11 protein-coding genes and 1 other annotated feature are annotated in these 12,455 nt (G+C 38.2%); of the genes, 9 read left to right on the forward strand and 2 right to left on the reverse strand.

The window, feature by feature from the left end; genetic code table 11:
- The first annotated feature begins 41 nt into the window (after nt 1-41).
- Nucleotides 42-1,163 (forward strand): HD-GYP domain-containing protein, encoded by a 1,122-nt coding sequence (locus RVS70_RS15455; protein ID WP_205389375.1) that lies wholly within the window; start codon nt 42-44, stop codon nt 1,161-1,163.
- A gap of 5 nt (nt 1,164-1,168) precedes the next feature.
- On the opposite strand, the gene RVS70_RS15460 is transcribed toward RVS70_RS15455, so the two are convergent.
- A complete protein-coding gene (locus RVS70_RS15460) occupies nt 1,169-2,119 on the reverse strand; it encodes a YaaC family protein (protein ID WP_026680129.1) in 951 nt (316 codons plus the stop codon).
- 201 nt (nt 2,120-2,320) lie between these two features.
- Between RVS70_RS15460 and guaB the strand changes: the two genes are divergently transcribed.
- The 4 genes from guaB (at nt 2,321) to pdxT (ending at nt 6,842) form a co-directional block, all read left to right on the forward strand.
- On the forward strand, nt 2,321-3,790 hold the full coding sequence (gene guaB / locus RVS70_RS15465) for an IMP dehydrogenase (protein WP_026680130.1): 1,470 nt from the start codon (nt 2,321-2,323) through the stop codon (nt 3,788-3,790).
- Nucleotides 3,791-3,955: 165 nt separating this feature from the next.
- Nucleotides 3,956-5,290 (forward strand): serine hydrolase, encoded by a 1,335-nt coding sequence (locus RVS70_RS15470; RefSeq protein ID WP_026680131.1) that lies wholly within the window; start codon nt 3,956-3,958, stop codon nt 5,288-5,290.
- A gap of 67 nt (nt 5,291-5,357) precedes the next feature.
- Nucleotides 5,358-6,242, forward strand: coding sequence for a pyridoxal 5'-phosphate synthase lyase subunit PdxS (pdxS, locus tag RVS70_RS15475; protein WP_026680132.1), 885 nt, complete (start codon nt 5,358-5,360; stop codon nt 6,240-6,242).
- A 15-nt stretch (nt 6,243-6,257) separates the two neighbouring features.
- Nucleotides 6,258-6,842 carry a pyridoxal 5'-phosphate synthase glutaminase subunit PdxT gene (gene pdxT, locus RVS70_RS15480; RefSeq protein ID WP_026680133.1) on the forward strand — a complete coding sequence of 195 codons (585 nt, stop codon included), beginning with the start codon at nt 6,258-6,260 and terminating at the stop codon, nt 6,840-6,842.
- A gap of 90 nt (nt 6,843-6,932) precedes the next feature.
- Here pdxT and RVS70_RS15485 read toward each other — a convergent pair whose 3' ends face one another.
- Nucleotides 6,933-7,133 (reverse strand): hypothetical protein, encoded by a 201-nt coding sequence (locus tag RVS70_RS15485; protein ID WP_026680134.1) that lies wholly within the window; start codon nt 7,131-7,133, stop codon nt 6,933-6,935.
- A gap of 130 nt (nt 7,134-7,263) precedes the next feature.
- Nucleotides 7,264-7,482: a binding site (T-box leader), on the forward strand.
- 62 nt (nt 7,483-7,544) lie between these two features.
- On the opposite strand from RVS70_RS15485, the gene serS reads away from it, so the two are divergent.
- The 4 genes from serS (at nt 7,545) to RVS70_RS15505 (ending at nt 12,187) form a co-directional block, all read left to right on the forward strand.
- Nucleotides 7,545-8,819 (forward strand): serine--tRNA ligase, encoded by a 1,275-nt coding sequence (serS, locus tag RVS70_RS15490; RefSeq protein ID WP_026680135.1) that lies wholly within the window; start codon nt 7,545-7,547, stop codon nt 8,817-8,819.
- A gap of 267 nt (nt 8,820-9,086) precedes the next feature.
- Nucleotides 9,087-10,136 carry a FecCD family ABC transporter permease gene (locus tag RVS70_RS15495; RefSeq protein WP_026680136.1) on the forward strand — a complete coding sequence of 350 codons (1,050 nt, stop codon included), beginning with the start codon at nt 9,087-9,089 and terminating at the stop codon, nt 10,134-10,136.
- Nucleotides 10,136-11,161 carry an iron ABC transporter permease gene (locus RVS70_RS15500; RefSeq protein ID WP_321133933.1) on the forward strand — a complete coding sequence of 342 codons (1,026 nt, stop codon included), beginning with the start codon at nt 10,136-10,138 and terminating at the stop codon, nt 11,159-11,161. Before RVS70_RS15495 ends, RVS70_RS15500 begins: the two co-directional genes overlap by 1 nt.
- A 36-nt stretch (nt 11,162-11,197) precedes the next feature.
- Nucleotides 11,198-12,187, forward strand: a complete 990-nt coding sequence (locus RVS70_RS15505; protein ID WP_034678560.1) for an ABC transporter substrate-binding protein — start codon at nt 11,198-11,200, stop codon at nt 12,185-12,187.
- Nucleotides 12,188-12,455: the final 268 nt, after the last annotated feature.

Below are 12,455 nucleotides of genomic sequence, written 5' to 3' on the forward strand. Positions count from 1 at the left end.
TATTTTATATATCTTATTTATCTAGTGGGGAGGAAAGTAATATGCAAGTAAGTCCATTACATCTAATACCAGGCTGTGTTTTAATGAAGGACGTAGAAGGAAAAACGAGTCGTCCGATAATCCCTAAGCAGACTGTGCTTACAGAGCAGCATATTGTTGTATTACAAAAATTCCTAGTGAAAACCGTTCATGTCTCTCCAAAGTTGGCAGATGGTAGTGAATATCAGCCGAAAGAGGAAGAAATGCAGCAAAGAAAGAGTGATTTGTTAGAAACTAACCTTCGTGAGGAAACATCATCTTTACCATTTGCAGCACATTATCAGCTAGCTGTTAAGCAATACAAAGCGCTCTTTGTATCTTGGCAAAACGGCTCAGCTATTGATATTACTCAAGTACGTAAGTTGATTATTCCTTTGTTAGGGCGAATGAAAGACATCAGCCAGGCAATCTATACTATACATCACTATGCAACTAGGGAGGACTATTTCTTTCATCATAATGTGGCGGTGGCTATTTTATCGGCTTATCTCGGATACAAAACCGGATACGCAAAAGGAGAATGGTTACAAGTTGGTCTAGCAGGATTTTTAAGTGATTGTGGAATGGCAAGAATTGATCCTGCCATCGTGAAGAAACATCATTTTTTAACAACTGAAGATTTATTAGAAGTAAAAAAGCATCCTACTTATTCCTATCGATTAACCGAGAAATTACCAACGATTAAACAAGCTGTTAAACAAGCAGTCTTACAACATCACGAGCGAATGGATGGCAGTGGTTATCCACTTGGATTATCCAAAGGGAAAATTCATCGTTATGCTCGGATTGTCGCTGTTTGTGATATGTACCATGCTATGATTTGTGATCGGTTATATAAGGAAAAGCAATCCCCTTTTAAGGTAATGGAGAAACTGCGGCAGGAGCAATTTTCTAAGTTAGATCCAGATGTAGTTCATACTTTTGTGCAGGGTATTACCAATTTCCCCGTAGGGACAAAGGTAAAGCTATCCAATGCAATGATAGGGGAGATTGTCTTCACTGATGCCAATAAGCCAACTCGACCAATGATAAGGCTACAAGATAATGACGACATCATGGCATTACAAAATCATCCTACTGTTTATATTGAAGAGATTTTAGAGAGTTCGTCTAGCATCGACTGACTCTCTTACAATTTTTTTCGTTGATCGTATAAATTTTCCCCTAATAGAAGTGGCATTTTAGTTGACGTTAATTCTAAGAAGTACAAAATGAATGGATAATCGATGTCGGGTTTTGCGACGAATAAATCTCCCCACCACTCTGTTTCATAACGACAAAGCATGCTTAGATTATATAAAATCAAATAATGTACCATCACTTCGTGAATGGACAGATAATCTTCACGTTTTAAAGGGAAAAATAATTGTTCTGTAGAACTGTGGACGAAAAATGGGCCAGTTACTTTTTTAACTGGATCAGTAACCTCCATTCGAATCATACGATCATCGTAATCATAATATTTTATATTTGGTAGGTATGGTTGAATTCGGCGAATAAAGGCTGTATCTGTTAAATGATAGGAATCCAGTAAATGAGCTGGAAACTCTAATAGTTTGGAATATTGTTTTCCGACAGGTACCATCTTATGTTCCCCTTGAAATTGAAAGAGTTGATTCATTTCTGGTATTACTGCTAATAAATGTTTCATACTTCTTTTTTCAAATGGAATCGTTTGCTCGTATAAATGCTCAGAAAAGTAAGGGAATAAGCCATTATGTTGTACTTTTACCTCATCATTCATAAATGTATAATCCTTTTTCTTTCTTTTCCTAGCTGTTACACCATGAGCTAATAAGTTGGTCGACTCAGGATAATTTGGGCGTTTGGTTAATAAGCAGGCTTTAATGAAGTGCACCATCCCATAAAAATAAAGAATCGGCTGCATAAAAGGATCAGACTTCCTTCCTTGCTGATAAAATCGGTTCCCATGGTTTAAATAATAGATAAAGGCATTACAATTCTCATAGCTCTTCGCTTCCGGATCTGGAAGTTTTAACTGTGTATAACAATGGCATAAATAGCTTTGTGCAGTTTGTTGGGATTGTAAGTAATTAACAAAGGAGATAATCGGATTCATAGATGATACCTCTTAACTATTAAAAAATTTTGAATCTATTTATTTTTTTATTTCCAACAATCTCTTGTTGAAAAAGCTAATATGTTGGCGTATTGTAAATAAAAATAGAAGTACTACTAGTGTATGCAAGTTCGGTTCTTGCATACATAAGGGTGTAGTGAAAAGCCTAGATAGTTATCTAAACTTATAAGGAGGATAAGCATGCGAGAAGATAAATTTTCTAAAGAAGGTTTAACGTTTGATGATGTTTTGTTAATGCCTGCAAAATCAGAGGTATTGCCAAAGGATGTGGATGTAAGTACACAACTAACGGACAATATAAAGCTCAACACCCCATTAATAAGTGCTGGAATGGATACTGTAACAGAAGCATCGATGGCAATAGCAATGGCTCGACAAGGTGGAATTGGTATTATTCATAAGAATATGTCGATTGAGGAGCAAGCAGAGCAAGTAGATCGTGTTAAACGCTCCGAAAGTGGCGTAATTACAAACCCATTCTTTTTAACTCCAGAACATCAGGTATATGATGCAGAACATTTGATGGGTAAATTTCGCATATCGGGTGTACCGATTGTTAATAACACGGATGAACAGAAGCTTGTAGGAATACTTACGAATCGTGATCTTCGATTTATTCAAGATTATTCTATATTGATTTCAGAAGTGATGACAAGTGAAAATCTGGTAACAGCACCAGTTGGTACAACTTTAGAAGAAGCTGAACAAATCCTCCAACAATATAAAATTGAAAAGCTGCCATTAGTGGATGATCAAACGGTTCTAAAAGGATTAATTACTATAAAAGATATTGAAAAAGTAATTGAGTTTCCACATGCAGCAAAAGATGCGCAAGGTAGACTATTAGCAGGTGCAGCAGTTGGTGTGACAGGAGATGCTATGAAACGAATTGAAAAGCTTGTGGAAGCTGGCGTTGACGCTATCGTTATTGACACAGCTCATGGCCACTCACAAGGGGTTATCGAACAAGTAAAAGCAGTACGTAAGGCTTATCCGTCATTAGATATTATTGCAGGTAACGTAGCAACACCTCAAGCAACGAAAGAGCTGATTGAGGCTGGAGCATCGATTGTTAAAGTAGGAATTGGCCCTGGCTCTATTTGCACTACACGTGTCGTAGCCGGTGTAGGTGTTCCACAAATTACAGCAGTATATGATTGTGCGCAAGCAGCTGCTGAATATAATGTACCTGTTATTGCAGATGGTGGTATCAAGTATTCAGGTGACATTGTAAAAGCATTGGCTGCAGGAGCTCATGCGGTTATGCTAGGTAGCATGTTTGCAGGTGTTTCCGAAAGCCCTGGTGAAACGGAGATTTTCCAAGGAAGACAATATAAAGTTTACCGAGGAATGGGATCTGTTGGTGCAATGAAGGCAGGCTCAAAAGATCGTTATTTCCAAGAGGACTCTGATGTGAAGAAGCTTGTCCCTGAAGGAATTGAAGGTAGAGTTGCTTATAAAGGTCCACTTGCTGATACGATTCATCAATTAATGGGCGGACTTCGTTCTGGAATGGGTTATTGTGGTACAGAAACTATTGATGCACTAAGAGAAGATGCTCAATTCGTAAAAATTACAAATGCGGGGCTAAGGGAAAGTCATCCACATGATGTACAAATTACCAAAGAGGCACCTAATTATTCTATATAGTCTTTACGACAAACTTTGTACTAGTCGATGAAAAAATTGTAGATGGGGATATTTCCCTGTCTATTTTTTTGTCTATTTCTATGGTAAAATAACTAAGTGCATCCTTAAATTGAAAAAGTGTGCAACAAACATAGAGGTTAAACTACAGGTTGGAGGTACAGAAAGTTGAAACATAGTCTACAAAAGAGTTTCGTCATTTTACTAGCAGCGATGGTAATGATGGTTTCTATCATTGCAAAGCCATTTACTGCAAATGCTGCAGAAACATTGGATATTGAGGCAGAATCTGCGATATTAGTAGATGCAAATACTGGTAAAATTTTATTTGCCAAGAATGCGGATGTGGCTCTTCCTCCAGCTAGTATGACCAAAATGATGACAGAATATCTCGTATGGGAAGCCATCGAAAAGGGTCAAATCAGCTGGGATACAACAACACAGATTAGTGACTATCCATACAGCATTTCTGCTAATGCTTCTTTTTCAGGAATAGGATTAGAACAATCGAAGGATTATAAAGTAAAAGATTTGTATAACGCAATGGCAATCAACTCTGATAATGCTACTTCGATTGCATTAGCTGAATTGATTGCAGGTTCAGAAGCGGAATTTGTGAAAATGATGAATAAAAAGGGAGAGGAAATGGGGCTTCCTGACTTTAAATTCGTTAATTCCACTGGTTTAGACAATGAATCATTGGGAAAAAACCATCCAGAAGGAACAGATCCTAATGGTACAAACTTGCTTTCTGCGGAATCTGCTGCGCTACTTGCCTATCATCTAGTAAATGACTATCCAGAATCGTTAGAGGTTTCTAGCATGCCATCCACCGAATTTGATGGAAAAGAGATCCGAAATTGGAACCACATGCTTCCGCATAAAACAACCTTTTTAGAGCAATTTTATTATGAAGGTGTAGATGGGTTAAAGACAGGATATACTGATTTAGCTGGTTACTGCTTTACAGGAACAGCTAAAAAAAATAATCAGCGCTTGATTTCAGTTGTGATGCAAACGGATAGTGAAGAAAAGCGATTTGAGGAGACTGCCAAATTATTTAATTATGGTTTCCAACAGTTTGAAAGCACAGAGGTATTTCCGGCAGGACATCAAGTAAAAGGTAAATCCTCCCTTCCAGTAGCGAAAGGAAAGGAAGATCAGGTTGATATTTCTATTAAAGAAGGAATAACGATACCTATTAAGCCTAATGAAAAAGATAAATATAGTATGGAATATACAATAAATAAAGATTTGTTAAATAAAGAGGGCAAATTGACTGCACCAATTAAAAAGGGAGAAAAGATTGGGACAGCACAGCTTAAATATAAGGGCGAGAATGACTATGGCTATATTATTAAAGATAGTAATAGTACGGTAGATGTTGTAGCGAATGAAACAGTTGAAAAATCCAACTGGTTTATGTTAACACTTGGAGCAATTGGTGATTTCTTTGCTGATTTATTTACGACAGTAGTTGATTGGGTGAAAGGCTTATTCTAATCAATTTTTCTTAAAGAGGAAAAATTGATCATCTGATATAGTTATTTTATAACAAGGGGGAGTTTATATGTCTCATACAGGTACAGAACGTGTAAAACGTGGTATGGCAGAAATGCAAAAGGGCGGCGTTATTATGGACGTTGTCAATGCTGAACAGGCGAAGATTGCTGAGGAAGCAGGAGCAGTTGCGGTAATGGCTCTTGAACGTGTTCCATCTGATATACGAGCAGCTGGTGGTGTCGCTCGTATGGCGGACCCTACTATAACAGAAGAAGTGCTAAATGCTGTCTCGATTCCTGTAATGGCAAAGGCACGCATTGGACATATCACAGAAGCACGAGTGTTAGAAGCAATGGGTGTTGACTATATTGATGAAAGTGAAGTCTTAACACCAGCTGATGATGTGTATCATATTAATAAATCAGATTATACCGTACCATTTGTTTGTGGCTGTCGTAATCTAGGAGAAGCGGCACGTCGGATTGGCGAGGGTGCTTCCATGTTACGTACCAAAGGTGAACCTGGAACAGGGAATATTGTAGAAGCAGTTCGTCACATGCGTCAGGTACAATCAGAAATTAGGAAGCTTACTGCGATGTCAAGAGATGAAGTGATGACTTATGCCAAGGAGATAGGTGCACCGTTCGAATTACTAATCGAAATTCGTGAGGATGGCCGTCTACCTGTGGTTAATTTTGCAGCTGGTGGGATAGCGACACCAAGTGATGCTGCACTCATGATGGAGTTAGGGGCTGATGGTGTATTTGTTGGTTCAGGTATCTTCAAATCTGCAAATCCTGCCAAGTTTGCTAAGGCCATTGTAGAGGCGACAACACATTACCGAGATTATAAATTGATTGCAGAACTTTCTAAGGACCTTGGGGTTGCCATGAAAGGTATTGAAATGAGCACCATTGAAGCACATGATCGTATGCAGGATCGTAGTGAATAGAAGGAAGGATTCCATATGACAACAATTGGAGTGCTTGCATTACAAGGTGCAGTCCGCGAGCATCTTCGGGCTGTAAAGGCTTGTAGTGCTAATGCAATAGAGATAAAACGAAAAGAACAGCTAGCTGAGATTGATGGATTAATTCTTCCTGGCGGTGAAAGCACAACGATTAGAAGATTAATTGACAGCTATGACTTTTTTGATGCTATTCAAGATTTTGGTAAGCAAGGTAAGCCTATCTTTGGCACGTGTGCTGGAATGATTTTAATGGCGACTGCCATAAAGGATCAAGATACTGCACATTTAAAACTAATTGATATGGAAGTTGCTCGTAATGCATTTGGACGTCAGGTTGCGAGTTTTGAGGCCGATGTAGAGGTGCATGGTATTGCAGCAGATTTTAATGCTGTGTTTATTCGCGCGCCCTATGTTGTTAAAGCAGGACCCGATGTAGAGATACTTGCTACGTATAACGAACACATTGTTACAGTTAGACAAGGTAACTATCTAGCAACAGCTTTTCATCCTGAATTAACAGATGATAATCGGATGATTGCTTATTTTGTTCAGATGGTTAAGAAAGCTGTAGCAAGTACTTAACACTAGTAAACCTGATGAGACATAACTCAAATGCTTTTTCTTTGCATGTAGGAGTTTTATAATCAGAATAAGACCGAACGAATTCGAATGCTAGTTAAAGGTGGTTATCCCGGAAGTTAGATTTTTCACTTTAACTTCCAGGGGACGGTACCATTGCTTCGAATTATCGTTCGGTTTTTTGATTAGCGTACTATGTCTGAGCCTTTTTTTATTCTCTTTTTGGTTGTCAACACCTTGCTCCATTACATTCGCTTCAACATGTTGGGCGATAGGATATGGTAGCTGTAGCAAAAAATGTTCTTCCAGATACATCTTTGGCATTATGGACGACAACAAACGAGGGATGGGGGTGCGCAGTTGCAAAAAAATGATAGTTGCATATACATAAAAAATCAGCTATGATGTAATATAATACCTATATAAAACGATGTTGACAGGAAATAGTAGTAGTTTATCTTCTTAAAGAGAATCGATGGTTGGTGTGAATCGATATTAGATAGCTATGAATCCATCCTTGAATTGGTTTATGGAATTCTTTGGATAGTAAGTAAACCCGGTGACGTACCGTTAAAACGATAAGCCGGAAGAGATTTCTCTTCAATCAGGGTGGCAACGCGGGAATTTTACTCTCGTCCCTATTTCATTAGGGACGGGAGTTTTTTGATTTTTATTTATTAGACATAACTAAGGAGGACAATTGTAATGCTAGACATGAAATTTTTACGAAACAATTTTCAAGAAGTGAAAGCAAAATTAACCCATCGTGGCGAAGATTTATCAGAGCTGGATCGTTTTGAGGACCTTGACGAAAACCGGCGTAAGCTTATAGCTGAAACAGAACAGCTGAAGGCAAAGCGAAATGAAGCATCGAAACAAATATCTGTATTAAAAAGAGAAAAGAAAGATGCAGAGCCAGCTATCAAGGAAATGCGCGAGGTTGGTGAAAAGATTGCTATACTGGATAAAAATTTAAAAGAAATCGAGGAACAATTGGGGCAAATTATGCTATCCATTCCAAACATTCCACATGAAAGTGTACCTGTTGGTGAAGATGAAGATGATAACATTGAAGTGCGTCAATGGGGCGAACGTCCAAACTTTGCTTATGAAGCTCAACCACATTGGGATATCGCAACAAATTTGGGTATATTGGATTTTGAACGTGCAGGGAAAGTGACTGGCAGCCGTTTTGTATTCTACAAAGGCTTAGGGGCACGCTTAGAGCGTGCTTTATGGAATTTTATGATGGATCTACATGCGGATGAACATGGTTATGAGGAAATGATTCCACCATATATGGTAAATCGTACAAGTATGACCGGAACAGGACAGCTGCCGAAGTTCGAGGAGGATGCATTTAAATTAGTTGATTGGGATTACTTTATGGCACCAACCGCGGAAGTACCAGTAACGAATTATCATCGGGATGAAATCTTATCTAGTGATGACTTGCCAAAAAAATATGCCGCATTTAGTGGGTGCTTCCGTTCTGAAGCAGGATCAGCAGGTAGAGATACTAGAGGATTGATTCGCCAGCATCAATTTAATAAAGTGGAGCTTGTTCATTTTGTTAAACCAGAAGAATCTTATGAAACATTGGAAATGTTGACTGGACATGCAGAAAAAGTATTACAGTTATTAGAGCTACCATATCGTGTTATGAGCATGTGTACTGGTGATCTAGGTTTTACAGCAGCAAAAAAATATGATATTGAGGTTTGGATCCCTAGTCAAAACACGTATCGTGAAATTTCTTCTTGTTCTAATTTTGAGGATTTCCAAGCTAGGCGAGCGGGGATACGATTCCGTAGAGATGTAAAAGCTAAACCGGAATTCGTGCATACGCTCAATGGTTCTGGTCTAGCGATTGGTCGTACTGTTGCAGCAATCCTCGAAAATTATCAGCAAGCAGATGGTACTGTTGAGATCCCTAAAGTATTAAAACCTTATATGGGCGGAAAAGAAGTAATTAAATAGTTTATTCTAAAAGCGTGCCGGAATTATATAAATCGGCACGCTTCTATTTTAGTTGTCGCTGGATGAGGATTAATCTGTGAGCATCAGTGAACTTCAAAGGAACATTAACGAAAAACTGGTGACTTCAAACAATCATCTAGAAAAAATTCTTTTAAACCTCTAAAATGATGTAGACAAAGTGATCAAGGATTGCTACTATATAAATGATAATGATTATCAATTTCATTAGGTTAGATGGTTCTTTTTGATAAGGAAGTGGGAAGAAATATGGCTGCAGAGTCTCGGACATCCGATCTACATACAACAACGAAATCTATTAAATCTAGACCACTGCCAGCAATGATTATTTTAATTGGTGGTATTATCGCAACTATATTTGCTCTGACACTTTCTATTTCTATAGGTGCAGCTGATATTACATTTTCCACTGTATGGGAAGCGATATTTCATTATGATCCAACCAGTACTTCACACTCCATTATTCAGGAACTAAGACTTCCTAGAACCTTAGCTGGAGTTTTAGTTGGTGCATCTTTTGCTGTAGCTGGAGCGATGATGCAAGGGATGACAAGGAATCCATTAGCTGATCCAGGAATATTAGGGATCAATGCAGGAGCGGTCTTTATGGTCGCCATTTGCTTTGCGCTCTTTCCTGGGATGTCTTACAATGGATTAATTCTCTTTTCATTTATAGGTGCAGGTGTAAGTGTCGTTCTTGTATTTGGTATTAGTTCGATGGGAAAAGGAGTAGTAACACCTGTAAAAATAGTGTTAGCTGGAGCTGCTGTAACAGCATTTTTTACAGCTTTAAGTGAAGGTATAGGCATTTATTTCAGTTTAAGTCAGGATTTGGCTTTTTGGTTTGCTGGCGGTATAGCAGGTGTGAAATGGACACAGTTAAAATTAATGTTTCCATGGGTTCTCGGCGCGCTGATTGCAGCTATGCTGTTATCGAAATCAATTACGATCCTAAGTCTTGGTGATGATGTAGCCAAAGGATTAGGACAGCGGACGAAGCTTGTACGTGCAGCAGGCTTTATTATCGTGTTGTTAATAGCTGGAGTTGCTGTCGCAGTTGCTGGTCCAATAGGTTTTGTTGGCTTAATTGTTCCGCATATTGCCCGCTTTTTTGTTGGAGTTGATTATCGGCTTATTATTCCATGCTCAGCTGTGATAGGCGGCTTTCTTACTTGTATAGCAGATATAGGTGCGCGTATGATTAATGCACCACAAGAAACGCCAATTGGTGCGTTATTTGCTTTAATTGGTGTTCCATTCTTCCTTTATGTTGCTAGAAAAGAAAGGAGGAATCTGTGATGCGCTCTATAGGAATACGGTCCGAAGATGAACGAACAAGAAAACGGATTCTTATATTACTTATATTTATTGTTTTAATTGTGCTTACTTTTGTTATTAGTGTTAATATTGGCGCGATCCGTTTATCCCCTTCTGAATTGCTACAAACAATCATTGGAAATGGGACCGCCCAGCAAGAATTGATTTTATTTGAATTTAGACTTCCACGAATTATCATCTCTATGTTAGTTGGTGCGGGGCTAGCAGTTTCCGGCTGTATTTTGCAAGGAGTAGCACGTAATCCTTTAGCAGAGCCGGGAATATTAGGGATAACTACAGGTGCAGGACTAATGGTAGTTTTAGCATTAGCATACTACCCAGTTGGCGAAAGTATACCCGTTGGTCTACTGCCGTTTCTATCCTTAATTGGTGGCATTAGTACGGCGATTATTATTTACATGCTAGCTTACGATAGGCATAATGGCTTGTTACCTAATCGTCTGGTGTTAAATGGAATTGCGATAGCAGCTGGATTAAATGCAATTCTATTAGTTGTCTCCTTACAACTTCCAGAACAAAAGTATGATGTGTTAGCAGTTTGGATGGCAGGAAGGATTTGGGGGGCTGAATGGCGCTTCGTATTTACGCTATTACCATGGATGATTATTCTATTACCATATATCTTTTTGAAAGCACGAACGCTTGATGTCTTAACTTTTGGTGATGAAGTGGCTACAGGGCTAGGGGTTTCCGTGGAGAAAGAGCGATTAAAGGTAGTCGCTGCTTCGGTTGGATTAGCTTCTGCTTGTATATCTGTTAGTGGAGGCATCGCCTTTGTCGGCTTAATAGGCCCACATCTAGCAAGAAAATTAATTGGACCAAATCACCGTTTTCTATTACCGTTATCTGCTGTTGCAGGGGCTCTACTATTACTTGCTGCAGATACTATTGGAAAAGCAATTTTACAGCCATCTGAAATACCCGCCGGAATTGTAGTTGCAATTATTGGAGCACCATATTTTCTATATTTGTTGAGTAAATCGTAAGGTTAATAAAAAATGAAAAAGAAAAGAGGATTATAGATGAAATTTTCACGGATACTTCCATTCAGTTTCTGTTTATTAATAATTTTTCTGCTAGCAGCTTGTGGAGATAGTGATAAAGAAGAAAAAGCAGAGAACAGTAAAGCGGATGATACAAAACAATCAGAGGAACAAGCTGAGCAAACACGTGTATATGAAAGTCCAAATGGAGAGGTAGAAATTCCGGCAAATCCAGAACGAGTTTTAGTCGCTGATCAGGATTATGTTGGTTATGCATTAGCTCTAGGAGTAACACCAATTGCAACTACTGGCTGGATATTTGATTCCCCATATTTTAAAGATCAATTATCTGATACGAAAAATGTAGGAGATAAAACGTCAATTAGCATAGAAGAGGTAATTGCACTTAAACCGGACTTAATTATTACGTATTCAGAAGATAAATATGAACAGCTTGCAAAAGTCGCTCCTACTGTGTTAATTCCTTTTGGTACTTATAATTATCGAGAAATGCTTACTGAATTCGGAAAAATATTAAATAAAGAGGAAGCAGTAAAGGCCTATTTTGCTACCTTCGATGAGAAAGTAGAAGAAAAGAAAAAAGAAATAGCAGATGTCATTGAGAACGATGAAAAAGTCGTTATTATTGAACTTGCTGAAAAAGAAATATACTTGTTTGGTGAGTCTTACGGAAGAGGCGGAGAAATTATTTACAATCAACTTGGTTTGAGTGCTCCGGAAAAGGCTGCTGAAGAAGCAAAAGATGAAGGTTGGGCAAGTATTTCATTAGAAGCTGTGCCCGAATTTCTAGAAGAAGCCGATCATATATTCATTGGTGTAAGAGAATCAGAAAATGGAGATACAGAAGAACGGAAGTCAGATGTTACCTCGTTAACAATGTGGGAAAACTTACCTGCAGTTAAAAACGGGAATGTTTATGATTATAAAGTCCAAAATATGTATTTTTCCGATCCAATTGCATTAAGTCATCAATTAGATTTCATTGTTGATAAATTAAAATCAGAATAAATAGGATTGTGATATGCTCCCCTTAAGGTAGACAGATTAAAAAATAAAAACCTGTATCTACATGAAGGGGAGTTTTTTATTGTTTCTTCATTCTTTTGTCTCAGCATCTTTTTTAAAAGTTAAGAAAGTATAAAATCAGTACAATGACTGCGTTAAGCGAAGTAGTTATTTTGAAATGTTTGATGTATATTGGCAATGCTCCGACTAATTACTTCGCTTTCCGTGGGCACGGCCTCAACTAACTTTGCAAAGAAGAACACGTTGCAAA

Origin of the sequence: Virgibacillus sp. M23 (genome assembly GCF_034190895.1) — a bacterium.
GTDB lineage: Bacteria > Bacillota > Bacilli > Bacillales > Amphibacillaceae > Virgibacillus > Virgibacillus salarius.